Below are 24240 nucleotides of genomic sequence, written 5' to 3' on the forward strand. Positions count from 1 at the left end.
CAGGTAGAAGCGTCGAGATTTTTCGCCCCAATAACGAAACCCAAGACCGGGATTCTTTTATTGAGTCTCCAAAATTCTCGCTTCTGGCAACCACCTACGCTTTTCGGTAATCTGAGGATTAGTCACTTTCTTCCTCCTCTTCCTCTTCCTCTTGTTCTTCCTCTATTTCCTCGGAAAAACGGGAGGCTATTTCTTCCAACGAGTCCAGTGCACTTGTTGCAAACAAATCTGTATTGACCATGTCTGCCTCTTCACACGCCTCATCTGGGGAATCGCCTGTTAAGCTGCAAATCGTTTCCTCTACGATGCCGTCGGGTTGAGAAAAGCGGTCCCCGTCTGCCGTCAACAAGTTGGGGTTTACTGTGTAAGCAGCGTTGGCGATGTTGGCCCAAATTCGTTGCGTGCGCTGGCCATGGCTTAATCCATTCACACCGTTCTCTATGCCAATCTGAGACTCTCCCGAATAGCCAATCCACGTGCTCAAGGTGACGTCCGGGTTTGTAGCCATAAACCACGAATCAACGACTTCGTTGGTCGTTCCCGTTTTGCTTGCCCAGTCTGCGGAAAAGTCCAGTTGACTAGGCACTCCTCGTGCCGTTCCGTAGTCACTATACATAACATCGCGAAGCATGTCGACGAGTAAGTAGTTGGTTTGTGGAGAAAAAACCGTATGCTCTGTTTGTTCGTGCTCGTAGATGATGTCGCCGTTCGGTGCTTCAATACGGTCAATTAAATAGGGATCAACACGGGTGCCGTTGTTGCCCATGGCGCTGTAGGCGCTGGTGTTTTGTTCAATTGTAATGGCATGTGGGCCAAGCGGAGTCGATTCAACGACATATTCAAAATTAGTAAAGCCTAACGACTGGCGCGTTTCTTCTTTTACCTCCTGTGGGACTTCGCGGGCGGCTCGGATTGCTGGGATGTTTCTGGAACGTGCTAAAGATTCACGTACAGTCAGGTTCCCTAAGTGGCTAAAGTCAACGTTAGTAATTTCATCGTCATTTTCGTACCATTCAGGTGTGTCCGGGATTACTAATCCAGGCTGAGTCACGCCTGCCTCAATCGCAGGTCCGTAAGCGAGAAGGGGCTTCATTGTCGAGCCACTTTGCCTATTGGCCTGAGTCGCGTGGTTAAATAAATGGTCCAAGTCTCCTTCGCTTCTCCCACCAACAAAGCCTAAAATCGCGCCACTACTGTTTTCAATGAGCATTGAACCGACTTCCTCACGTTGCTCGCTTTTATTAGGGCCGAACAGCTCATCCGTATTCACAGCATCGTTCATCGCCTCATACATGTCTTTGTCAATTGTCGTGTAGACGCGGTATCCGTTGGTGGCCAGATCGTTTTGGGCATCCTCGTAATTATAGTCATCATCATCTTCTTGCGTTTCCTGCACGAGAAGCTGGGTCGCACGACGCATAATTTCCTCTGTAAGAATCGGATACTCTTCCATTGGGTAAGGAGAGCTCTCAATAAAATCTTCCGTTAAATCGTAGTCGAGAGCTTCCTCGTATTCTGTTTCGGATATGAAGCCGCCGGTGAACATGCGAGAAAGAACAGTGGCTTGGCGATTAAATCCCTGACTTAAGTCTTCTTTCACGTCACCCCCTGTTGTATAAGGCGTATAACCGTACGGACTTTGGGGCATGCCTGCTATGTAGGCGGATTGTGCCAGATTAAGCTCGCTCGCAGGGATTCCGAAGATGCCCTGGGCTGCGGCTTCTCCTCCAGCAATGTTACGTCCAGAAGCATTTCGCCCAAACGAGGCAACGTTCAAGTAGGCTTCAAGAATTTGGTCCTTGCTCATAAACGTTTCAAGACGCATAGCCAGTGTCATTTCGGTTGCTTTTCGTTCAAAAGAAACTTCGCTCGACAAAATTTGCTGTTTTACAAGCTGTTGCGTGAGGGTGCTTCCGCCCGTTTGAACGGTAGAGTTGGCAAACTCTTGCATCGTTGCCCGTAAGATGGCTTTAGGGACGATGCCTTCGTGTTCGTAGAAGTGCTCATCCTCTGTGGCGATAAGCGCCGTTTTTAAATGATCGCTGATCTCATCCAACGAAACCTCCTCGCGCTCAAGGTCGGTCCTTATTTTTCCGAGATAGACCTCATCATTAAAATAAAGCTCACTCGTTTGTTGGAGACTGCCAATCTGATTTTTCATATCTTCCTCACTATGCTCAAGTTCATCGTTCACAAGTGAGGCGAAATATCCAGCGGCCGTACCACCAATAAAAAACAGTGACAAGAAGCCGATAATCACTATTAATAAGAATAAGTTCCATGCAACTTGATAGACAATGCCTATCTTATGAAAGAGTCGAATGTCTTCTAGCTTTGCCGTGAAGGCCTTCCAAACGCTTTTTACACGGTTAAGAACTTGCTTCATCTTCTCCCCCCTCGTATAGTATGTTTAGTATAGCATAATTGGAGATCGTAACCTATGAACCGAAACATGAATTGAAGGACGTTGACACACTTTAGAATTATATGGTACAACTAAAACATTATTATAGGCAAAAGCGACGAAGGGTCGAAGTATGAGGAGTGACAGTAGCTTACAGAGAGCTGGTGGTCGGTGGAAACCAGCGCACGCACACCTCAGAATTACAGCCTGGAGCTTTTTTTGTTGGGTGTGTATCATTTAACAAAACGGGAGACCGTTATCAACCGAGTGGGAGACAGTAGACCTGTTTCAATGAGGATGGTACCGCGACAAGTTCGTTCCTTAGTGGGAGCGGGCTTTTTTTGTATTTGAAAAGGGAGGAAGTAGGAAATGGATGAAGGATTTACATTGTCGGAAAAACAGGAACAGCAAGTGAATGCTCAAGTGGAGGCGCTAATGCGTGGCGTGGTAGAGGTAGTGCCCAAGGAAGCGTTTCGTAAAAAAATTGAAAAGGCGGTTGTGACGGGGAAGCCGCTTAACATCAAGCTAGGCATGGACCCGTCGGCCCCGGATGTTCATGTAGGGCACACGGTGCCGTTGCAGAAGCTGCGACAGTTTCAAGATTTTGGGCATCAGGTTCAGCTGCTTATTGGCGACTTTACCGGACGTATTGGCGATCCATCCGGAAAATCGGAAACGAGGAAAGTGCTAACAAGCGATCAAGTGGAAGAAAATGCTAGAACCTACGTAAAGCAATACGGTAAAATCTTAGATATGAGCAAAACAACACTTTACTACAACTCTGAGTGGCTGAGTGAGCTCATGTTTGAAGACGTTCTTAACCTGGCCGGGAACATGACAGTGGCGAGGATGCTAGAACGTGAAGATTTCAACAAACGGTATAAATCCGGTCAGCCCATTTCTGTTCATGAATTTTTTTATCCGCTTATGCAGGGCTATGACTCTGTTGCGATGGGGACGGATATTGAAATTGGCGGCACGGATCAAACGTTTAATGTTTTAATGGGACGGCAGCTACAGGAGGCATACGGAAAAGAAAAGCAAGTGGCTATGACACTTCCGCTCATTGAAGGACTTGACGGTATACGTAAAATGTCGAAGTCGCTTAATAACTACATTGGCATTGATGAATCACCAAATGAGATCTTTGGGAAGTCGATGTCGATCCCTGACGAGCTAATGGTAAAATACTACAAGCTGGCGACTGATGTGCCGATGAGCGAGGTCGAGGCGCTTGAAAAAGGTCTTGCGGACGGTTCCGTGCACCCGCGTGATGCAAAGCAGGCGCTTGGGCGCACGTTTGTCTCTATGTACCATGGGGAAGAGGCAGCGAAAGAGGCGCAGTCTTACTTTGAGACGGTCTTTCAAAAACGTACATTGCCGGATGACATCCCTGTGGTTGAGTGGACTGGCGCCGACCAAGTATCTATTATCGACCTTCTCGTTCAACTTAAGATGCAGTCTTCCAAGGGTGAAGCACGTCGCATGATTCAAGGCGGCGGTGTAAAAGTGAACGAGGAAAAAGTGACGGATATTCAACTAGTGCTCACGATTGAGGACGGGATGATTGTACAGGTTGGGAAGCGTAAGTTTGTAAAACTGACGAAGTAAAAAGATAGCGGTGACTCTTAAGGGGCACCGCTTTTTCTACAGGATGAAAAAATCCCCACCTGCTCCTGAGAGCAGGTGGGGGTTTTTGATCGATCGATTAACGAGAGTACCACTCAACGATAAGCGCTTCTGTAATTTCCGCAGGAAGTTCAGAACGCTCTGGGAAACGAGAGTATGTGCCTTCAAGTTTCTCTTCGTCCAAAGTAACGAATGCTGGTGTAAAGTCGTTCACTTCAAGTGATTCTTTTACAGCACTCAAGTTTTTTGAACGCTCGCGCAAAGAGATGCTTTGTCCTGGCTTCACGCGGTAAGACGGGATGTCTACGCGCCCACCATCGACAAGAATGTGGCCGTGATTCACAAGCTGACGAGCGGCACGACGTGTACGTGCAAGCCCCATACGGTACACGAGATTATCCAAGCGAGACTCAAGAAGAATCATGAAGTTTTCACCGTGGATGCCGTCCATTTTGCCAGCTGTTTCAAACATACGAACGAATTGGCGTTCGTTAACTCCGTACATGTGACGAAGCTTTTGCTTCTCTTGAAGCTGAAGTGCGTATTCGGAAAGCTTCTTACGCTGGTTCGGGCCGTGTTGACCTGGGGCATAAGGACGCTTTGCTAATTCTTTTCCAGTGCCGCTTAGTGATACACCAAGACGACGAGACAGTTTCCAAGATGGACCTGTGTAACGAGACATCGTTGTCTCCTCCTTGTTATTTTGAAGTTGCAAAATAACAACCTACCTGACAATCTCCGAACATAGCCATTTTGTTTTCATGTATCTTCGCTTCGACAGCTAGAAGTTACAGGATACACCTCAGGTTACTCAGCCGCTTGAGGAACAAAATGAACTTACCTTCAGTTTGCCGTGGCTGTCACTCACACGAAGGCTATTATACGTTTTGTTGGCACGCTTGTCAATGGGGCGCGTACACGGCGTTTTCCAGAACCCGCACAAAAGCTTCTAGCTCCGTTTGCTCCTCTTCCGAAAAGCGGTTTTTGAGCGGGCTGTCGATATCAAGTACGGCAACGACCTCTCCGTTTGCACGCACAGGAACGACAATTTCTGAGTTTGAGGCAGCGTCGCAGGCAATATGACCTGGGAACGTATGGACATCGGCTACGCGCATTGTTGCATTGTTTTTAACGGTGGTACCACAGACGCCTTTTCCAATAGGAATACGAGTACAAGCGGGCAAGCCTTGGAACGGGCCGAGAACGAGCTCCTCTTCCTTTAAAAAATAGAACCCGACCCAGTTTACGTCCCGTAGAAACTGCGCTAAGAGTGCACTCGCATTCGCAAAGTTGGCTAGAACGTCCGGTTCATCCTCAAGAAGAGCTGTAAGCTGCTTCTTGAGGAGATCGTAATCAGCTGAACGTTCATTGTTGTACGCTTTTTTTTCAAACATTTGTAACCCCCACATTCTCAAGTTGTGTATTAGTTTACATGAGTCTTTTCGATTCGGCAAAATAAGCGAATTTCTGCACTTTTTGTCTAAAAGTATTGCAGGAAAAACGGCTTTATACTAAAGGGAATGTGGAGGAGGGAGGCGAATAAAGTCTAATAAGGAACTTTCATTGAGCCGCGGTTTTTTGAAAGTGACAAGCTAGGAGGGATTGCTCTTGAGTGAAACGACGCGTTTGATGATCCGTGACGCAGCGACCTATCTCTTTTACGCAAAAGGGTACCACGGAACCTCAGTAAGGGACATCGCGAAAGAAGCTTCAGTCAATGCAGCACTTGTTTCCTATTATTTTGGGGGAAAGCAGGGACTGTTTGAATCGTTAATGACGGATTTTTTTGAAGGGTATGTTAAGACGATAGAGACCTTTCGTCATTTGGATCTACCGATTGACAAGCTATTCGAGGAACTTCTCTTTCAATTGCTTAAGTATCAGCAATCCCACCACTGGCTCGCACGAATGGCGCACCGGGAAATGACTCTTGATTCCACGCTTGTGCGTGAACTTATGACAACATACTTACGCAAAGAAAAATATGTATTCGAGCACCTTCTAAAGCGAGGAATGAACGAGGGAATATTCACGCGGCAACCAGTCGATTTGCTTGTAATACAACTGCGAAATACGATCACGCTTCCCTTTAGCTCTCCACAGTACATGCGTGAGCTTTATCAATTGACGCCAGCGGAACCAAGCTTCACCACGCGCTATATGAAGCATGTCCGCCGCTTGCTTCAGGCGATCCTCTTTGAGCAAGAGAAACCAGGGAAACGTGTATATGTGAAACTTGCTAAATCGAAATAAGGAAATCTCTTCCTGAAAGCAGTCCTTTCGCTGTATGAGCGTCCGACCCATAGACGAGTGGGATGTTCATACGAGCAGCCTGGACGGCTATCTCCCTCGGAGGGTAGGTTTCCTTGCAAAACGCCTTCTGTATCCCAGCCCCGTTATAATCGAGTTCAAGGCCTTGGTTTCTCACAAGTTGCAAAATGAGGTCTGTTTCGTTATGAAAACTAGCAGTTGTAGGGAATTTCTGAATAAATTTTCGGACAAGCGTCATATGACCGATCCGCTTTGGCTTGTGCGGCCCGAGATTGGCAGAAATGGACGCTTGAACGGTTTGATAATAACGCTTATGTACTGCCTCCACACTTCCGAGTCTCTTTACGAGTAGCTCAAACATCTCCGGGCTGTAGTCCAAACAAAGAAATCCTTCCTCTGTCTCTAGAAAATGAACGGAAAGCAAGCTGTCATCAAGCAGCGGTCCGACTTCATTCAAGAATGCCCTCGTTTCGTTTTCAATCCCTATAAGATAATCAACTTCTAGTCCAAGCTTGACGGTTAAATGCTCTGCGTATTCTTTTTTGACCTTTGCCACATCTTCAAGATAACAAACAAGATCATTGGGCTTCATCGCACTGTCGGCGTCTGGAACAGGGTCAGAAAAAGAAGGGGGGAGGGGTGCATGCTCTGTAAACGAGAGCGTATGAATCCCTTGTTTAATGGCTTGCTCACAATAATCAGCAAGTCGATCCGGGGAGCCGTGAGGGCAGTAAGGTGTATGGACATGGGAATCTATTGTTATGAGCATTGGTATACCTCCTGCAGAAAAATGAGAGGAGTGCCTCTCTGCGTTGAAATTTGTCGAACGGGAGTGTAGCGAAAGTGAACACAAACCCTCGCTTTCATGGTATCATATGACGTATGAAAAGACTTATGATATGGTTGTTGAAAGTTTGTGCATTATTATACATACATATCAGGAAAAAGAAAGGATTGCTTTTTCCTATGATGAACCTCTCAAAGAGGAACGAGCTCTAGCATCTTTGTTTGAGGCAAAGCAACCGTAGAGGGGAGTTTTACGTGGATTATTTCATAACTATTGTTATTTCCATTATCGTTATCGTTTGCGCGTTCACGCTTGGCAGTATGTACGTGAGAAGAAACATTCATAAAGAAGTCGACCAGCTGGATGGAAGAAAAATTAGCATACTTAACCGTAATATTTCTGAGGAAATTGCAAGAGTGAAGAAGCTCCGAATGTCTGGGGAAACCGAAGAGAAGTTTGAGGCCTGGCGTCGAGATTGGAATGAAATTGTCGACACGATTCTCCCCGACATCGAAAAGCAGTTGATTGAGATTGAAGATCTAGCGGGGAAGTACCGTGTTAATAAAGCGAAACAGTTAATTACATGGACGGCGAACCGGGTGGAGACCGTTGAGAACCAACTCGATGTGATAGTGGAGGACATTGAGCATCTTGTCTCCTCAGAGCAGAAGAACCGAGCCGAAATTGGCGAGGTCAAACAACAGTACCAGTCCTTAGCGAGCGATCTTCTAAAAAAACGCGGATCGTTTGGCGAGAGTTTGCCGGCCATTGATCAGCAAATGAGTGAACTGAAAGCGGAGCTTGTCTCTTTCGATCAGGCGATGGATGGTGGAAGCTACTTACAGGCGCGCAAGCAGCTACTAGGGATGAAGAACCAATTGCATGAACTTCGCGAGAAAACCAAGGCGATTCCAAAGCTCCTAGTACAGGCGAGAACGACGATCCCGGCTGATCTGCGTAACTTGCAGCAAGGAATAGCGCAAATGAAAGAGAGTGGGTACCAACTTGAACCATTTTCCTTTGAGCCTCGTCTGCAGGAATTTCAATCTGATCTGGATCTTGCGCTCGAAGATTTAGAAAAGTTAAGGGCTGACGAGGCTTCAGAACGATTGACTCTTGTTCAGGAGCAAATGGAGAGCATCTACTCCACCTTAGAAGAAGAAGTGTTATTCAAGCAAAAGCTAACGGAGCAAATTCCTGGATTAAAAGAGCAAATCCAACACGCGGACGCGCAGCTTCAGCAACTGCTTCGGGAAACTGCGCATGTACAGAAAAGCTACTTGCTCGCTGAAGAGGAAACGTATATTCAAGAGGCGGTTCAAAAGCAGATCGCGGACTTGAAAAAGCAGCTGTATGTTATTGTGGATGTCACGGAAAATCAAAAGCAAACGTTCGCTTCCATTTCCGACATGGTTGAAGAGTGGCACACGGAGATCAAGAAGGTTCAGGCGGAGATTGAGGCGGGCATTGATAAGCTCCATGACCTGAGAAAAGAGGAGCTTAAAGCAAAAGAGACCATCGAACGTTTACGTGCCATTATGCTTGAATCGAAACGGACGCTCCAGAAAAGCAATATTCCTGGTGTACCCGTCTCTTCCATTGAAGCTCTTAATGAAGGGGAGGAGCATATTCGCCAGGCCACGACACAACTGGATCAAGTGCCGCTGGAAATGGAAAAGGTGCGAGAACTTGTGGAAAAAGCGATCAAGTCGGTTGAAGAAAATACGATTCTGGTCAGCGAAATCGTAGAGAGTGCGCATGTCGCCGAGCTTCTCCTTCAGTATAGCAATCGCCACCGAAACAAAAGCGAAAAAACGCGGCGTTCCTTGCACGATGCAGAGAAACATTTCCGCCGCTTTGAATACGAAGAGGCGATTCATTGTGCAGCAGATGCTGTCGAAGCCTATGAGCCAGATATTGTAGAAAAAGCGACCAAACACGCACGTGAGAGTGCTTAAGAAAGAGCTCCCTAGTGGTTACTAGGAAGCTCTTTTCACTTGGAATGAAAACAATTGTGCTACCATGACGTTAGCAAATAAAAAGGGGAGAAGCCGTGATTTATCTAGATAATAGCGCGACAACGCGACCGTACAAGGAGGTTCTTGAGACGTATAATAAGGTTTCGACTTCTTACTTCGGAAACCCATCTTCGTTGCACACACTAGGGGTGGAAGCTGAACGAGTCCTTACAAAGTCAAGAGAAACCATAGCAAAAGAGCTCGAATGCCCTCCGCAAGGGATTATTTTTACTTCGGGCGGAACAGAGTCCAATTCTCTTGTCATTCAAGGGATGGTGAGAGGAAGGAAGGCAAAGCGCAGACATATTGTCACAACAACAGTGGAGCATGCGTCGACATACGAAAACGTCAGGGCTCTAGAAAAGGAAGGGGTGGAGGTCACTTATGTCGAGGTGGATGGTGAAGGGAGCGTAAGCGTAGAGGCAATCGAGAAGGCCATCAAGCCGCATACGGTTCTTGTCACGATCGCTCATGTCCAAAGTGAGCTTGGGACGATTCAGCCGATTGAGGAGATTGGTCACTTGCTAAAGGGACATCCTACAATCAAGTTTCACGTGGACGCTGTGCAGAGCATTGGCAAAGTTTTCTTCTCGATCAGCGAAGCGCATATTGACTTTTTAACGCTTTCAAGCCATAAGATTCACGGTTTAAAAGGAACCGGGCTGCTTTATGTACGCGATAAACGGTTGCTCACCTCTTTGCTACGAGGGGGGGAGCAGGAGCAACAACTCAGGCCGGGAACACAAAACGTTGCTGGAGCTGCGGCAATGGCAAAGGCCTTACAGCTTACAATGAAGCAGTCTAGAGAAGGAATAAAACAGCTCGAAGCGAACCGTTCTCTTCTTATAAATGAGCTTAAGCGAGTGCCATCGTGTGAAATCAATTCACCGAGTACTCAGGGCGCCCCACATATCGTTAATTTCTCCGTGCGAGGAATGAAGGCGGAGGTGCTTGTCCAAGCGCTTGCAGCCAAAAGCATTTACGTCTCCTCGCAGTCTGCATGCTCTTCCAAGACAATGAAACCCAGTCGAATTCTCATTGGAGCGGGACATACGGAAGATGGTGCAAGCAGCGCAATTCGCATTAGTTTCTCTTTTGAAACAACGAACGAGGAGGTCATCGAATGTGCCCGTGCCTTGAATACGACAATACCAGAACTAATGGAGGTGATGACATGAAGATGGACCATATTCTTATACGTTATGGCGAGATTGGGGTAAAAGGAAAAAATCGTGTAGAGTTCGAAAAGCTCCTCGTTCGGAATATACGACAAGCACTGTCGATTTTTGAAGATGTAAAGGTGAAACGCACATTCGGACGAATTGTCGTAGAACTTCATGGGCAGCAGCATGAATCGGTGACAAAGGCACTAGCCAACGTTTTTGGCATTCATTCGTATAGCCTTGCGCTTCGTGTTGAAAACAAGGTCGAGGCAATGCAAAAAGGCGCAGCGTTCATGCTCAGAGAGGGAAACAAGGCGCAAACTTTCAAAGTCACAACACGCAGAGCTTATAAGCCGTTTCCGATCGATTCACAGACGTTGAACCGCGAAATCGGCGGCTATGTTCTGCGAAGGAGCAGCAACGCCGTTCGTGTCGATGTGCACACTCCAGATGTTGAGATCAACGTAGAAGTGCGGGAGTCGGGGACGTATATAACGGCCGGGGCTTATGAGGGAGCGAGGGGGCTGCCTGTAGGAGCAAGTGGCAAAGTGTTGCTTATGCTGTCCGGCGGAATTGATTCTCCTGTTGCTGGACATATGATCATGAAACGGGGAGCGGAAATCGAAGCGATTCACTTTCACAGTCCCCCTTATACAAACGAGCGGGCAAAGCAGAAAGTCATGGACTTAGCACGAGCACTTACAAGCTATGGCACAAATATCAATCTTCATCTCGTTCCATTTACAGAAATTCAAACGCATATTCATAAGGAGATTCCTAGTAATTATGAAATGACGATTATGCGCCGCATGATGATGCGCATCGCCCAGCGGATTGCAAGTGACCGTGGAATCCTTGCTATCGCGACAGGGGAGAGTCTCGGTCAAGTGGCTTCACAGACGCTTGCGAGCATGAACACGATTAACGAAGTGACGACACTGCCCGTTCTTCGCCCACTTGTAACGATGGACAAACTAGACGTGATTAACTATGCCAAGCGCATCGGCACCTATGAAATCTCCATTTTGCCATATGAGGATTGTTGCACCATCTTCTTGCCGCCCGACTCCAAGACAAAGCCAAAGCGAGAAGGTGCGGCGAAGTTTGAGCAATTCATTCAAATTGAAGAAACCTGCGCTGCCGCTGTCACCAACACAGAAACGGTTACAATTAAGAGTGTGCAAGAGGCAGAAGCGGCCATCGATGACCTTTTTAATTAAAAATATTTACCAATGAAGAAGCATGTATGTTTTCACCCCTCTCGAGTCATTCTATAAGTACCGAAGGAGGTGAGACACATGGCTAACAACAACAACTCAAACCAACTTGTTGTGCCTGGTGTACAACAAGCTCTTGACCAAATGAAATATGAAATCGCATCTGAATTCGGAGTAAACCTTGGTGCTGACTCTACATCTCGCGCAAACGGGTCTGTAGGTGGCGAAATCACCAAGCGTCTAGTTCAAACTGCTCAGCAGCAAATGAACGGCTCTCAACGATAATTTTATAACATGACTAAAGAGGCGGGGTGTTCCCCGCCCCTTTTTGGTTTGCAAAAAGGATGCTTTTGGAAAAGTTTGGTATCAAGTTTCACACCAACGATAGTGAATGAAAATTGTAAATGACGACCTTCAACGGCTAAATTGTTTCTGAGGACAAGTTGTTTATGATAAGCTAACTAAGGTAACTGGCAAGCAGAATTATAAGCAGGGAGTGAGCTGATGAAAGCAAGGCGGTGGATAGCTCTTGGCGTTTCGGCGCTAGTGCTACTAGTTTCAGGAGTCATTTCGCTTATTGTGGCAATTGTAAGTTTCAATCCCCAAGAGACGTTTAACCTTTCAGAAAGTGGAGGGGAGGTTGTTGTTCAAGAGGGAAGTGGCAATGGTCAAATTGCCTTACTTGATGTGAATGGGCTGATCATTAACAGTGGCGAAGAAAACTCTTTATTTACATCAGGGGGCTATAACCATCAAGTGTTTTTAAATCAACTAACGCAGGCGATGGAATCGAATCCTGTGGAAGGGATTGTCCTTAACGTAGATAGTCCCGGAGGTGGTGTTCTTGAAAGTGCACAAATTCATGACCTTGTGGTCGAGGCTCAGGAGGAGTATGACAAACCAGTCTACATATCGATGGGCGGCACAGCTGCCTCCGGGGGCTATTATCTAGCAGCGCCTGCGGAGCGAATCTTTGCCAACGCACAGACCTTGACAGGATCGATTGGCGTCATTATGAGCTCTTACAACATTTCTGAACTACTTGATAATATTGGTGTTGAGGAGATTGTCTATAAGAGCGGCCCATTTAAAGACATCCTGTCACCGACCAGAGACGCAACGGAAGAAGAGGAAAACATCCTTCAAGGCATCGTGGATGAGTATTATGACGATTTCGTCAACGTCATTGCAGACGGGCGTGGCATGTCCGATGAACGTGTACGAGAGCTTGGGGACGGACGGGTGTATACGGGAGAGCAGGCCTTGGAAGAAGGTCTTGTTGACGAAATCGGAACATTGGATGACACCATTAAGGCTTTGCGTACGGAACTAGGAGGCGATTATGAGGTGATTTCCTATACACGGCCTTCGGGCATGCCAAGCTGGATGAATTTCCTCAGTGATCGATTGCCAAACGTTCATTCAGAGTCCGATGTACTTCATCAGCTGGTGGAATACAATCAGCCACGGGCGTTGTACTTACAAACGTTTGAATAAGGAGGAATGAATGATGGATCAAAGTGTGAAACCACGTTCATTCCCAAAAGAACCGTGGCGAAATGGACGTTTGCGCAGCCGAAATCGTCTGAAGGGGCAGGAGACAAAAGAAGAGCAGCAGGAGCGAAAGGGACTTCAGTCTTCTGTTCGGTACGCTGGGTTTTGGATGAGGGTTTGGGCGTTTTTGCTTGATTTGCTCCTGCTCACATCCTTAACGGGAGCTCTGCTTTGGACATGGGTGGATGCGTTTGAATCAGTGTCCTCTGTGGTTGCTTTTTTTGTAAGTTCGTTTTTGCTTCCTAGCATGTTGTACGCCCTGTTTTTCTTTTTATACTTTGGACTGATGACCAAGTGTTTCGGGCAGACGTTGGGCAAGATGCTTTTCGGAATTAAAGTTGTTCGGGTGGACGGAGGGAAGCTTACATGGATGGATGTGGTGATAAGAGAGGGAGCAGGGCGCGCCCTGCATCAAGCTCCTATCTTTGGTCAATACATCCTCATGCTTGTTTATCTTGTCGTTACCTTCCATCCGAAGAAACAGGGAGTTCACGATCTTTTTGCCGAAACCTATGTTGTGCATATTGATGAATGACGAGTTTAAACCTGTCAGCGCTGCTGACAGGTTTATTTTGGTAGAGATAAGGGGAGCCTAGAAGTAACTTACTCGTAAAGGAAGCCGAGGGATGAATGAAGGAAACGGACTACTCATTATACTGTTTATCATTGGGGCTGGGCTAATCCTATTCTTTATCCTATTGATGTTGGCCAAAATCACTGTACAAATCACATACTCGCATCAGTATAAAGAAGATCTTTTAACGGCACGCATTACGGCATGGAGAATTCCTATTTATACACTGGAAACATCGGTGATGGAGTGGAACGAAGAGGATGGCTCGCTCATGATGAAAGAAGAGACGGATACAATGGGCGCCAAAGAGGAAAAGACGAAAAAGTGGACGTTGAAAAAGGTGCTCAACATTTGGCATGATGCTCAAGCGTTATTGAGGCATGTCGTTCATCTTAAAAAGAAAGCGGATCGTTTCTTGGCTCAAGTGCACGTACACCATTTTTGCTGGAAAACAGAACTGGGCGTGGGCGACGCTGCAGCCACCGCTCAGCTTGCTGGGGCATTGTGGGCCATAAAGGGGCTAGTGTCCAGCTGGCTAACGCGAAAGATGTTGTGGAGAACCGACCCGAAGCTTCAGGTCACCCCGCATTTTCAAACCTCTGGATTTGCGCTCTATTTTTCATGCATGCTTTCCTTCCGACTCGGGCACGCTATACGCGCAGGTCTCGCTTTAGCATTAGGCTGGAAGAGACGTCCGAAAACAAAGGCCGCCCCTAACAAGGAAACAGGCGTTTCAAGTTAGAGGAGGCTAACCAAGGAGGTAGCTATGTCAGAGCATCCAATTCAAGGATTAATGAAAACGGCCATGGAAAATTTGAAAGAGATGGTCGATGTGAATACGATTGTAGGAGATCCCGTTGAAACCCCTGATGGTAGCGTGATTATGCCCGTATCGAAAGTGGGATTCGGATTTGCCGCTGGAGGCAGTGAGTTTCACACAGAAGCGTCCTTACATCATGCAAGGGAGCTGGAAGAACAGGCGCATCCGTTTGGAGGAGGAAGTGGTGGCGGCGTATCAATCACACCCATTGCTTTTCTTGTTGTTAATAGTCGCGGCATCAAAATGGTGCATCTCGATAGCACCACTCACTTGTACGAAAAGCTGTTAGACCTTGCTCCTCAAGCCGTAGAAAAAATTCAGCAAATGTTAGGTGGGGAAAACGGGAGCAATACGCAGCCTCGTGAATTCCAGCAGAAAGAGGATCCGCTCGCTTAACGAAAGAGACCTTTCAACTGTCAAATCCTTGGGATTGAGTAAATCCCAAGGGTTTCTTTTTAAACTGTAAGCAGGTGTAATCAAGCAGGGAAGCACAGAAGACGAAGCCGTGAGCAGTTTTGTTGATCAGAGGCAGCTCCTTTTTGTAAAATGAACATTATCTGATTTTTACATAACTAAGGAGGAAAAACGTTGTCTCAAATCACGTTTAAACAAAACCCTGTAACCCTTATTGGAACACCCGTTCAAGTTGGTGACACCGCTCCTGACTTTACCGTTCTTGCCAATGATCTCAGTGAAGTCTCGCTTGCTGATTCGAAAGGACGTGTCCGCCTGATCAGCGTCGTTCCGTCAATTGACACAGGCGTGTGTGATCAGCAAACGCGTAAATTTAATGAGGAAGCCGCAACCCTTGGTGATGCCAAGGTGCTCACGATTAGCGTTGACTTGCCTTTTGCTCAAAAACGCTGGTGCGGAGCTGTGGGCATTGAAAATGTTCAAACCCTTTCGGATCACCGTGACCTTTCATTTGGCGAAGCGTACGGTGTAGCGATCAAGGAATTGCGTCTTTTGGCCCGTTCTGTATTCGTGGTGGATGCCAAGAATAAGATTGTCCACGCCGAGTACGTGAGTGAAGTCACTAATCATCCAGACTACGAGGCAGCATTAGAAGCCGCTAGGAAGGCATAAGAGCCCTTTACAAGAGTCCACCATTCTCAAGTGATGGTGGACTTGTCTAGCTCCGGCGGGTAGAAGCTCGGGATTTTTCAGTCCTGCCAACGAAATCCGAAAACGGGATTTCTAGTGTCAGGCCTTCCAAAATCCTTGCTTCTGGTCAACCCGCCTGCGCTTTTCGGTACAATACGTGAGCAATTATCGTTAGGAAAGCTGGTGAGAACCAATGACAGATAAACAAGTAAGCGTGCTCTATGAATGTTTAGATACAGGAGCACTGCAGCTGGAGAAAGCATTAAACATGACTTATTTAGAAGCTGTGGCGAAAATGGGGGAGAATCTTTTTGAAGGTCGTGTTCTTCAAGAGGCGGGTCGGGAGGAGCAACACAGTCTTGAGGAGATCTTGGGACAAGTGAAAACCAAAGATTGTGAAGCCGAGGATGTGCGAAAGGCTTTTCAACTCGCTGTCTTAAAAGGAATGAAGGGTGCGGTCCAACCGAACCATTCCATGACTCCGGATGCCGTCTGCCTCTACATGAGCTATTTAGCGAATAAACTTACAAGCGACGAAAAAGAAGGCTATCGCTTGGTTGATTTAGCCGTTGGTTCCGGAAATTTACTCACCGCGCTCCATAACCATTCTACACATCCCGTACAAGCAAGTGGTTTTGAAGTGGATGAGACGCTCCTTGCCACTACCTTTGCCAGCGCGAACCTACAGAAGCTAGAGCTCGCTCTCTTTCACCAGGACAGCCTTACGGTCAAAGTGCCGGAGGCCGACCTTGTGGCGACCGATTTGCCTGTAGGTTATTACCCAAAGGATGAAGTAGCAGCAAGCTACGAATTGAACGTAGACGATGGACATGCCTATATCCACCATCTGATGATTGAGCAAAGTCTACGGACGCTTAAGGCGGGTGGATTTGCGCTCTTGCTGATCCCAAACTTTCTGTTTGAAAGCACTCAGACTCTTGCGTTAAATAACTACCTTAAAAAGGAAGCGACTATCCTCGGGTTGCTTCAGCTGCCGAACTCGATGTTCACGGCGAAGCAGCACCAGAAGTGCATTCTTCTTTTGCAAAAGAAAGCACCAGGAATTCGTGTTCCGAGTCAGGCATTGCTTGCTGAGCTGCCTTCATTTACGAGTAAAGAAGCGACGGCGGACATGATGAAGCGAATCAACAACTGGTTTGCGGAACAACTCGGACGCTAGGTCGAATGAGTTTAGCGTTTTCATTCCTTTTTTGACTTTTATTTCTTTTTTAGACGTTCGTGATTAACTTGAAATCCACCTCTTGCAGTGCTTAAATGGAAAAGGAGAGTTACCTTGTACATTGGTTCCTATAGACAGAAGGAGTGCGAAGAAAACCATGGCTAAAATTATAGCAATAAATGCCGGCAGCTCGTCCCTCAAGTTCCAGCTGCTTGCGATGCCGGAGGAGACGGTCATTACTAAGGGCCTTGTTGAGCGAATCGGGTTGGAGGAAGGTGTTTTCTCCATAGAGGTAAACGGAGAAGAGCTCAAGGTTACAGAGGACATTCCTGACCATGCCGCAGCAGTAAAAACATTGCTTGAGAAGTTAACAGGACTATCCATCATTTCTTCCTACGAGGAAATCGAAGGGGTGGGGCATCGTGTGGTTCACGGTGGAGAGAAATTTAATGACTCGGTTCTCATTACCGATGAAGTTCTTGCAGGGATTGAACAGGTGTCCGAGCTTGCGCCGCTTCATAATCCGGCGAATATTACGGGCATCCGCGCATTCAAAGAAATATTGCCAAATGTTCCGTCTGTAGCAGTATTTGATACAGCTTTTCATCAAACAATGCCGGAAAGTGCTTACCTTTACAGTCTTCCCTACGACTACTATAAGGAGTATGGAATTCGTAAATACGGCTTCCACGGTACTTCACACAAGTACGTTTCGCAGCGGGCGGCAGAAATGCTTGATCGACCGCTTGAAGATCTGCGCATCCTCTCCTGTCACCTTGGGAATGGAGCGAGCATCGCGGCCATCAAAGGGGGGGAGTCGATTGACACATCAATGGGCTTTACCCCTCTTGCCGGAGTAACGATGGGCACGCGTTCGGGGAATATTGATCCCGCGCTGATTCCATTTATTATGGAGAAGACGGGGCAGGATGTGGATGAAGTCGTGAGCATGCTGAATAAGCGAAGCGGTCTCCTTGGTATCACTGGATTCTCGAGTGATTTGCGCGACATCGAAGCTACTGCCAATGAGGGCAACGAGCGCTCACAAGTCGCGCTTGATGTCTTCACTTCTCGTATCCATAAATACATTGGGTCCTATGCTGCACGAATGGGCGGTATTGACGCGATTGTGTTTACAGCCGGGATTGGTGAGAATAGCATTAGCATTCGTGAACGAGTCTTAAAGGGACTTGAGTTTATGGGCGTCTACACCGATTCATCGTTAAACCAGACACGTGGCAAGGAAGCATTCATTAACTCCAGCCATTCCCCTGTTAAAGTCATGGTTGTCCCAACAAATGAAGAAGTGATGATTGCCAGAGACACGGTACGTATTGCCAATTAACGAATGAGGAGCACGCCGCACTTGATGCGGGCGTGCTTTTTAGTCTTTCTTTTTGTTAAGATAAAGGCGGGGGTGGGAGTGTGACGACCATAAGGGATTTTTTTATGATTCGAGAACGCGAAATTAAGCAAGCAGCGAATGGCTCTCTGTATGCGAACTTTACGTTACAAAAACAGCTAAAGCAGATGCCGGCGAGACTATGGGACATTACGGAGGAGCAGCAGGAAACGCTTGTAAAAAAAGCAATGGTTAAAGTGGAAGCCATCCCGCGTACTTATCGGCAAAAGCAAGAACTAACGATTCAGCGCATTCGCCTCGCCACCGAGGAAGACGGCATCAGTCGCACGGAACTGATCTCAAAAAAAGGCTTGTCGCGGGAGGATTTGTGGCATGAGTTGCGAATGCTAATGGATGAGATTCATTCTAACCCTCTACAGACGGTGATTCGCCATCTCTATAGCGAACGCCTAAACCGAGAGCGATTAACGACCTACCCTGCGGCTAAAAGTTTACACCATTCTTACTATGCCGGATTGCTAGAGCAGATGGTAGAGCTGGCGCTTTCTTCGTGGCACCTCCTTCCGATGTATCCTGACGTGGATAAGGACAAGGTGCTGGCCGCCTGCTTGCTTGGAGACATAGGCAAAATAAAAGCACTCACAGAAGCGATCGCCCCCGAATATACGGATGCGGGAGAACTCATTGGCCAGCTTGTTCTTAGCGTTGAGATGATCAATGATGCTGCCATGCAAACAGGGATATCGATGGATCACCCTGAACTAGTCACTATTAAACATATCATCCTCTCCCAGTATGGCGAAGAAGGGAACGGTATCAGAAGCACTGTTCAAGCAAAGTCTGCGGAAGCGCTGTTTTATTACCATATGAAGCGAATGAATACAGATTTGAGGGCTTTTCAAATGGCTAGAGAACAAGGAAGTGGGGGGTGGGCCTACGTTGACTTGTTTAAGCGGCGCATGAATATTCGGGGCACTACCAATTGGGAGGAGGGGAAGCGAGATGAGTGAGTTTGCAAAACTAGTGGAGGGTGTTGAACATTTTGAAGCTACGCTCATGCAGGACAGTCCTTCAGATGTTGAGGGAGCGTTCTTTCAAAGGGTGGAATCCATCTATAAACGGCTAGCCAATGAAAAGAGCGAGGCGTGGTTAAGCCACGCGGACGCCCTTATGGTACAGCTGCAAAATGCCATGCTTGAGTTTGATGCGTTCTCCGATCACTTTTCTCACCGATGCCTCGGTCCTAAGGCGACAGATCAAGAGATTGCAAAGCACGAAGCCTATATTGATAAGCAGCTGGCAAAGCAGCGACTGGCCTCACTCGTTCAAGGGGGTCTAAGTGGACATGGTGGAGCCGCTCTTGCCGTGGACATGCCGGCCCAGTTGTGGCTTCACGCTCGAACGGTCGCTTCGCTTGCCCAGGCGTACGGCTTTACGTTGGAAAACCCATTGGAAACTGTTTATGCGGTGAGAATTCTCTACCTTGCGAACTTGCCTGCTGTCCTCAAGGGAAATGAATGGCGACGTTTATTCGCTGAAATTGAAGCACATGAGGAAGGGCAGCCCCTCTATAGCACGCGGGAGGAAATTCTAACCACTGATATTCTCATCCCTTTGCTCTTGGAACTTTTAAAAGTGAGGATGATGTCTTCCATTAGTAAGCGTCCGAAAGCGGGAGGAGTGTTTGTTGCAGCAAGTGTAGGCGGCGTTTGTAATTACAGAAGAGCGAAGCAAGTCACACAATGCGCGAGATGTTTTTACCAGAAACGCTGGATCAGGAATGCTTGGACTCAAAAAGGGTAATACATAAGGGAGACTAATACTAGGAGGACGAAATCTATGGGAAGACTAATTCGACAGCTACTTCGATGGGGCCCGTTGCTCTACCCGGTCATCATGAAAATTGTTCGCAGGAGAAAAAAAAGAACAGAAGAGGTCAAACGGCATAGGTAGGGGATTTTTTAAAGCGGCTTGCGCAAGTGTTTGAATATGCAAGTCGCTTTTTTGTCTCGTTCCGTTCGAGTGCCCGTGCTATTCCGGTTGTCTAGCTCCGGTGGGAAGAAGTTCGAGATTTTTTGCCCTGACAACTAATTACAAAATATAGATTTTTCACAAATTAAAAATTATAACTTCTGAGCGACCCGCCTACGCTTTTGGGGGAAGGACAAGGTTAAAAGAATTCCTTCAAACCTCTTGCCAAACCCTCTAATCGCTGTTAAAGTTATGTATATTAATAAGGTTATATTAGTTTTTATGCAAAAATGAGGCGATAAATGTTGCCCGTTCCCTTTTTGCACACTAATGCATAATGATAATAATGAAGGCATTAATATTCACATCGGAGGGAAATAAACATGGCTAAAGAAAAAGTAGTTCTCGCATATTCCGGAGGTCTTGACACTTCCGTTGCAGTAAAGTGGCTAACCGATAAAGGCTATGATGTTGTAGCTGTGGGGCTTGATGTAGGGGAAGGCAAGGATTTAGAATTTGTGAAGCAAAAGGCGCTTCAAGTAGGCGCGACTCAGTCCTATTCCATTGACGCAAAGAAAGAGTTTGCTGAGGATTTTGTTCTACCCGCGCTTCAGTCTCACGCACTGTATGAGCAAAAGTATCCGCTTGTCTCGGCTCTTTCTCGTCCGCTGATTTCCAAGAAGCTTGTGGAAATCGCTGAACAAACGGGGGCGACAGCTGTAGCTCACGGCTGTACGGGGAAAGGGAATGACCAGGTTCGTTTTGAAGTGTCAATTCAATCGCTAAACCCTGATTTAAAAGTTCTCGCGCCTGTTCGTGAATGGGCCTGGTCCAGAGACGAAGAAATTGAGTACGCCAAGACGCATAACATTCCGATTCCAATTGACCTCGATAACCCGTATTCCGTCGATCAGAATTTGTGGGGAAGAAGCAACGAGTGTGGCATCTTAGAAGACCCGTGGGCCACGCCCCCAGAAGGAGCGTACGAATTAACGGCACCACTTGAGAAAACGCCGGATGAGGCCGATATTCTAGAGATTACGTTCGAACAAGGTGTGCCAGTTACACTCAATGGGCAAAGTTATCCGCTTGATGAATTGATTCTAACTTTGAATGAGATTGCCGGAAAGCACGGCGTCGGGCGCATTGACCATGTCGAGAACCGTCTTGTAGGCATTAAGTCACGTGAAGTGTATGAATGTCCGGGCGCAATGACGCTGATTAAAGCACACAAGGAGCTCGAAGATTTAACACTCCCAAAAGAAGTGGCCCATTTTAAACCCGTGATTGAGAAAAAACTAACCGAAGTGATTTACGAAGGTCTATGGTTCTCTTCCTTGCAGCCTGCACTGCTTGCTTTTCTGAAAGAGACGCAGAAGCATGTGACAGGTGCTGTACGTGTGAAACTATTTAAAGGGCATTCCATCGTTGAAGGACGTAAATCACCGTACTCCCTTTATAATGAGAAGCTGGCGACGTATACACCAGATGATGAATTTGATCATAACGCAGCGGTTGGCTTTATCTCCCTATGGGGGCTGCCAACGAAAGTTCACAGCATGGTGACAAAGGAGAAAAAGGAGGTCACATCGTGAGTAAGCTGTGGGGAGGGCGTTTTACAAAATCAGCCGAGGAGTGGGTCGATGAATTCGGCGCCTCCATCGGCTTTGATCAAGAGCTCGTCCAGGAGGACATTGAGGGGAGCCTTGCTCATGTGGCGATGCTCGCTAAATGTGGCATCATTTCAGACGAAGAAGCAACGAAAATTAAAGAAGGGTTACAGGTGCTAAAGCAAAAAGCAGAGAACGGGGAGCTTGAATTCTCTGTTGCCCAAGAGGACATTCACTTGAATCTCGAGAAACAGCTGATCGATGAAATTGGCCCCGTCGGAGGGAAACTGCATACTGGCAGAAGTCGGAATGATCAGGTTGCTACGGATATGCACTTGTATTTGCGCAACGAGGCGAGGGAAATTATGGTCGCAGTTCGCGCCCTACAAGAGGCGCTTACGAAGCAGGCAGCCGATCATGTAGAGACGCTTATCCCAGGGTACACCCACATGCAACGGGCGCAACCGGTGTCGTTTGCGCATCACTTGCTTGCGTATTTCTGGATGCTTGAACGTGACTACGGTCGCCTTCATGATGCAGGGAAGCGTAGTAACCTCTCTCCCCTTGGAGCCGGCGCGCTTGCGGGGACGACGTTTCCCATTGACCGTACGTACTCCGCGGAGCTGCTTGGGTTTGACGGCATTTATGAAAATAGCCTTGACGCGGTGAGTGATCGAGATTTTATTGTCGAGTTTCTAAGCAATGCCTCCATGTTGATGATGCACCTTTCCCGTCTCTGTGAAGAGCTGATTCTCTGGTCGTCGCAAGAGTTTCAGTTTATTGAAATGGATGATTCGTTTGCTACAGGTTCAAGCATTATGCCGCAAAAAAAGAATCCAGACATGGCCGAACTTATTCGTGGCAAAACCGGACGTGTGTACGGAAATTTGTTCTCGCTACTTACGACGTTGAAAGGTTTACCCCTTGCCTATAATAAGGACATGCAGGAAGACAAAGAGGGTATGTTCGACACCGTGAAGACGGTGAAAGGCTCGTTGCGCATCTTTGCAGGAATGATTGAGACGATGACGGTCAACGAAGGTACGATGGCCAAAGCGGTTCACGAGGATTTCTCCAATGCGACCGAACTAGCGGATTATTTAGCGACAAAAGGAATGCCTTTCCGTGAAGCCCATGAGGTGGTTGGCAAGCTCGTTTTAACGGCGATTGAAAGAGGAGTCTATTTGCTCGATTTAAAAATGGAGGATTATCAGGGGGCTAGTGAGCTTTTTGCCGAGGACATCTATGAAGTCCTTCAGCCACACACCGTTGTTGCTCGTCGAAACAGTGCCGGTGGAACGGGGTTCGATCAGGTCCAATCCGCTCTTGAAAAAGCCAATCATATCCTTTCTACAAACAAATAGCTAGCTGAGAAACGTCCTTTGGGGCGTTTTTTTGTATAGCACATAGCCTCTCGGAGATACTAACAGCAAATGAGACAAGGAGGGAGACCAATGAAACGAAAGGAAGAACATTCGGAAGACATGGAGAAAGGGGAACAGCAAACACACGAACAACTCATCCATTCTTACGAGCAAGGAACGGTTGACGAGAGACAAGAACAAAAGAAAATGTAGAACGATTCGTTAGCTGCAGCGGGAAGGAACTCGGGATTTTTCAGTCCTGAATTGAAATCCAAAACCGGAATTTCTATGTGTTCCAAATCCTCGTTTCTGCTCGACCCGCCTGCGCTTTTCGATTAGGTTTTGCGCAAACGCCTTTCATAGTGTATCTTTGAAAAAGAACACTAAGCGGGGGGATACGATGAGACATGCGCTACTGACAGCTGGAACAAAAGGGTTGGGTTTGCAAGTGGCCCACGCACTTCTTCAAAATGGCTACAGCGTAACCGTTACTTATTTTAGCGACGAGGCAGCTGCAAAGGCATTGGAACGCGCCTGGAGAGATCAGAGTGAACGATTACAAGTGGTCCAGGCTGATGTGACGAAGAAAGAGGACGTTCAGCGAGTCGTGGAGGAAGCATATTCCTTTGCCCATCGCATTGATCTGTTAATACATAATGCTGGACCTTATGTGGTAGAAAAGAAAAAACTTGTGGATTATGAGGAAGAGGAATGGACAAATATGCTAGATGGAAATTTAAGTTCTGCCTTCCATCTGCTTAAAAACGTCGTTCCAATTATGCGAAACCAGCGTTATGGACGCATTGTTACCTATGGATTTCAAGGGGCGGATAGTGCACCTGGCTGGGTATATCGATCGGCTTACGCAGCGGCGAAGGTGGGGCTTGTTTCCCTGATGAAGACGGTTTCGATCGAGGAAGCCTCTTATGGGATCACAGCGAACATGGTCGCACCAGGAAATATTACGGGAGGCATGAAGGAAGCGACGATTGAGGAGGCGCGCTCTAAAAAGGACAACGAAACCCCTATTGGTCGCTCTGGCACCGGGGAAGACATCGCACGTACGGTTTTATTTTTATGTGAGGAAGATGCCGATATGGTGACTGGAACAGTCGTAGAAGTTACTGGCGGAGTAGACGTGATTCATCGCTATCGTTAGAGGCGTATAAGTGGTAAATTTTTGTACACCTTAATAGTAAATTGAGGTGATA

At 47.1% G+C, this 24240-nt stretch carries 23 protein-coding genes and 1 other annotated feature; of the genes, 19 read left to right on the top strand and 4 right to left on the bottom strand.

The genetic code is table 11. The features are described from left to right. Positions 1-118: 118 nt before the first annotated feature. Positions 119-2386 carry a transglycosylase domain-containing protein gene (locus tag AVZ68_RS06875; protein WP_059103782.1) on the bottom strand — a complete coding sequence of 756 codons (2268 nt, stop codon included), beginning with the start codon at positions 2384-2386 and terminating at the stop codon, positions 119-121. Positions 2387-2513: 127 nt separating this feature from the next. Beyond that, positions 2514-2729, top strand: a binding site (T-box leader). Between the two features lie 44 nt (positions 2730-2773). On the opposite strand from AVZ68_RS06875, the gene tyrS reads away from it, so the two are divergent. Beyond that, positions 2774-4015 (top strand): tyrosine--tRNA ligase, encoded by a 1242-nt coding sequence (gene tyrS / locus AVZ68_RS06880; protein ID WP_059103783.1) that lies wholly within the window; start codon positions 2774-2776, stop codon positions 4013-4015. A gap of 97 nt (positions 4016-4112) precedes the next feature. Here the strand turns inward: tyrS and rpsD are convergent, their stop codons facing one another. Continuing rightward, positions 4113-4715, bottom strand: a complete 603-nt coding sequence (gene rpsD / locus AVZ68_RS06885; protein WP_059103784.1) for a 30S ribosomal protein S4 — start codon at positions 4713-4715, stop codon at positions 4113-4115. Positions 4716-4935: 220 nt separating this feature from the next. Beyond that, positions 4936-5427, bottom strand: a complete 492-nt coding sequence (locus tag AVZ68_RS06890) for a GAF domain-containing protein (protein ID WP_059103785.1) — start codon at positions 5425-5427, stop codon at positions 4936-4938. Between the two features lie 214 nt (positions 5428-5641). On the opposite strand from AVZ68_RS06890, the gene refZ reads away from it, so the two are divergent. Then, positions 5642-6286: a forespore capture DNA-binding protein RefZ gene (gene refZ / locus AVZ68_RS06895; RefSeq protein WP_059103786.1), complete on the top strand. Its 645-nt coding sequence runs from the start codon at positions 5642-5644 to the stop codon at positions 6284-6286. Here the strand turns inward: refZ and hisJ are convergent. Next, positions 6273-7073, bottom strand: a complete 801-nt coding sequence (hisJ, locus tag AVZ68_RS06900; RefSeq protein WP_059103787.1) for a histidinol-phosphatase HisJ — start codon at positions 7071-7073, stop codon at positions 6273-6275. The two genes, refZ and hisJ, sit on opposite strands and share 14 nt — an antisense overlap. A 272-nt stretch (positions 7074-7345) precedes the next feature. On the opposite strand from hisJ, the gene ezrA reads away from it, so the two are divergent. The 17 genes from ezrA to AVZ68_RS06985 all read left to right on the top strand — a co-directional run bounded on the left by ezrA (position 7346) and on the right by AVZ68_RS06985 (position 24188). Further along, positions 7346-9049, top strand: coding sequence for a septation ring formation regulator EzrA (gene ezrA / locus AVZ68_RS06910; RefSeq protein WP_059103789.1), 1704 nt, complete (start codon positions 7346-7348; stop codon positions 9047-9049). A gap of 95 nt (positions 9050-9144) precedes the next feature. Beyond that, positions 9145-10287, top strand: a complete 1143-nt coding sequence (locus AVZ68_RS06915; protein WP_059103790.1) for a cysteine desulfurase family protein — start codon at positions 9145-9147, stop codon at positions 10285-10287. Beyond that, on the top strand, positions 10284-11492 hold the full coding sequence (thiI, locus tag AVZ68_RS06920) for a tRNA uracil 4-sulfurtransferase ThiI (protein WP_059103791.1): 1209 nt from the start codon (positions 10284-10286) through the stop codon (positions 11490-11492). The genes AVZ68_RS06915 and thiI overlap by 4 nt, the downstream gene beginning before the upstream one ends. Positions 11493-11570: 78 nt before the next feature. After that, positions 11571-11774 carry an alpha/beta-type small acid-soluble spore protein gene (locus AVZ68_RS06925; protein ID WP_059103792.1) on the top strand — a complete coding sequence of 68 codons (204 nt, stop codon included), beginning with the start codon at positions 11571-11573 and terminating at the stop codon, positions 11772-11774. A 219-nt stretch (positions 11775-11993) separates the two neighbouring features. After that, the gene (gene sppA, locus AVZ68_RS06930) at positions 11994-12986 is read left to right on the top strand and encodes a signal peptide peptidase SppA (RefSeq protein ID WP_059103793.1); all 993 of its coding nucleotides are present in this window, start codon (positions 11994-11996) and stop codon (positions 12984-12986) included. A 13-nt stretch (positions 12987-12999) separates the two neighbouring features. After that, positions 13000-13578, top strand: a complete 579-nt coding sequence (locus AVZ68_RS06935; protein WP_082676359.1) for an RDD family protein — start codon at positions 13000-13002, stop codon at positions 13576-13578. Between the two features lie 91 nt (positions 13579-13669). Next, positions 13670-14359, top strand: coding sequence for a DUF2953 domain-containing protein (locus AVZ68_RS06940; RefSeq protein WP_059103794.1), 690 nt, complete (start codon positions 13670-13672; stop codon positions 14357-14359). Positions 14360-14383: 24 nt separating this feature from the next. Next, positions 14384-14833 carry a GerW family sporulation protein gene (ytfJ, locus tag AVZ68_RS06945; RefSeq protein ID WP_059103795.1) on the top strand — a complete coding sequence of 150 codons (450 nt, stop codon included), beginning with the start codon at positions 14384-14386 and terminating at the stop codon, positions 14831-14833. Between the two features lie 192 nt (positions 14834-15025). Next, complete coding sequence (gene tpx, locus AVZ68_RS06950; RefSeq protein ID WP_059103796.1) at positions 15026-15523, top strand: thiol peroxidase; 498 nt, start codon at positions 15026-15028, stop codon at positions 15521-15523. Positions 15524-15734: 211 nt separating this feature from the next. Then, complete coding sequence (locus AVZ68_RS06955) at positions 15735-16721, top strand: class I SAM-dependent methyltransferase (RefSeq protein WP_059103797.1); 987 nt, start codon at positions 15735-15737, stop codon at positions 16719-16721. A gap of 157 nt (positions 16722-16878) precedes the next feature. Beyond that, complete coding sequence (locus AVZ68_RS06960; protein WP_059103798.1) at positions 16879-18066, top strand: acetate kinase; 1188 nt, start codon at positions 16879-16881, stop codon at positions 18064-18066. A 104-nt stretch (positions 18067-18170) separates the two neighbouring features. Next, entirely contained in the window at positions 18171-19094 is a 924-nt protein-coding gene (locus AVZ68_RS06965; RefSeq protein ID WP_059103799.1) for a hypothetical protein, read from the top strand. Continuing rightward, a complete protein-coding gene (locus AVZ68_RS06970; RefSeq protein WP_059103800.1) occupies positions 19087-19887 on the top strand; it encodes an EcsC family protein in 801 nt (266 codons plus the stop codon). The genes AVZ68_RS06965 and AVZ68_RS06970 overlap by 8 nt, the downstream gene beginning before the upstream one ends. Positions 19888-20438: 551 nt before the next feature. Further along, on the top strand, positions 20439-21650 hold the full coding sequence (locus AVZ68_RS06975; protein WP_059103801.1) for an argininosuccinate synthase: 1212 nt from the start codon (positions 20439-20441) through the stop codon (positions 21648-21650). Further along, positions 21647-23029 (top strand): argininosuccinate lyase, encoded by a 1383-nt coding sequence (gene argH, locus AVZ68_RS06980; protein WP_059103802.1) that lies wholly within the window; start codon positions 21647-21649, stop codon positions 23027-23029. The genes AVZ68_RS06975 and argH overlap by 4 nt, the downstream gene beginning before the upstream one ends. Positions 23030-23119: 90 nt before the next feature. Next, entirely contained in the window at positions 23120-23242 is a 123-nt protein-coding gene (locus AVZ68_RS20860) for a hypothetical protein (protein ID WP_281176594.1), read from the top strand. Between the two features lie 187 nt (positions 23243-23429). Then, a complete protein-coding gene (locus tag AVZ68_RS06985) occupies positions 23430-24188 on the top strand; it encodes an SDR family oxidoreductase (protein ID WP_059103803.1) in 759 nt (252 codons plus the stop codon). Positions 24189-24240: the final 52 nt, after the last annotated feature.

Origin of the sequence: Shouchella shacheensis (assembly GCF_001484965.1) — a bacterium.
GTDB classification, from domain to species: Bacteria; Bacillota; Bacilli; order Bacillales; family Bacillaceae_D; genus Shouchella; species Shouchella shacheensis.

Coding starts and splice junctions, on each gene's coding strand:
- ytfJ (WP_059103795.1), top strand. CDS start 14,384: ATGTCAGAGCATCCAATTCAAGGATTAATGAAAACGGCCATGGAAAAT.
- AVZ68_RS06890 (WP_059103785.1), bottom strand. CDS start 5,427: ATGTTTGAAAAAAAAGCGTACAACAATGAACGTTCAGCTGATTACGAT.
- AVZ68_RS06935 (WP_082676359.1), top strand. CDS start 13,000: ATGGATCAAAGTGTGAAACCACGTTCATTCCCAAAAGAACCGTGGCGA.
- AVZ68_RS06875 (WP_059103782.1), bottom strand. CDS start 2,386: ATGAAGCAAGTTCTTAACCGTGTAAAAAGCGTTTGGAAGGCCTTCACG.
- AVZ68_RS06955 (WP_059103797.1), top strand. CDS start 15,735: ATGACAGATAAACAAGTAAGCGTGCTCTATGAATGTTTAGATACAGGA.
- AVZ68_RS06925 (WP_059103792.1), top strand. CDS start 11,571: ATGGCTAACAACAACAACTCAAACCAACTTGTTGTGCCTGGTGTACAA.
- hisJ (WP_059103787.1), bottom strand. CDS start 7,073: ATGCTCATAACAATAGATTCCCATGTCCATACACCTTACTGCCCTCAC.
- AVZ68_RS06940 (WP_059103794.1), top strand. CDS start 13,670: ATGAATGAAGGAAACGGACTACTCATTATACTGTTTATCATTGGGGCT.
- AVZ68_RS20860 (WP_281176594.1), top strand. CDS start 23,120: ATGAAACGAAAGGAAGAACATTCGGAAGACATGGAGAAAGGGGAACAG.
- tyrS (WP_059103783.1), top strand. CDS start 2,774: ATGGATGAAGGATTTACATTGTCGGAAAAACAGGAACAGCAAGTGAAT.
- AVZ68_RS06985 (WP_059103803.1), top strand. CDS start 23,430: ATGAGACATGCGCTACTGACAGCTGGAACAAAAGGGTTGGGTTTGCAA.
- thiI (WP_059103791.1), top strand. CDS start 10,284: ATGAAGATGGACCATATTCTTATACGTTATGGCGAGATTGGGGTAAAA.
- AVZ68_RS06975 (WP_059103801.1), top strand. CDS start 20,439: ATGGCTAAAGAAAAAGTAGTTCTCGCATATTCCGGAGGTCTTGACACT.
- sppA (WP_059103793.1), top strand. CDS start 11,994: ATGAAAGCAAGGCGGTGGATAGCTCTTGGCGTTTCGGCGCTAGTGCTA.
- AVZ68_RS06970 (WP_059103800.1), top strand. CDS start 19,087: ATGAGTGAGTTTGCAAAACTAGTGGAGGGTGTTGAACATTTTGAAGCT.
- rpsD (WP_059103784.1), bottom strand. CDS start 4,715: ATGTCTCGTTACACAGGTCCATCTTGGAAACTGTCTCGTCGTCTTGGT.
- AVZ68_RS06965 (WP_059103799.1), top strand. CDS start 18,171: ATGATTCGAGAACGCGAAATTAAGCAAGCAGCGAATGGCTCTCTGTAT.
- AVZ68_RS06960 (WP_059103798.1), top strand. CDS start 16,879: ATGGCTAAAATTATAGCAATAAATGCCGGCAGCTCGTCCCTCAAGTTC.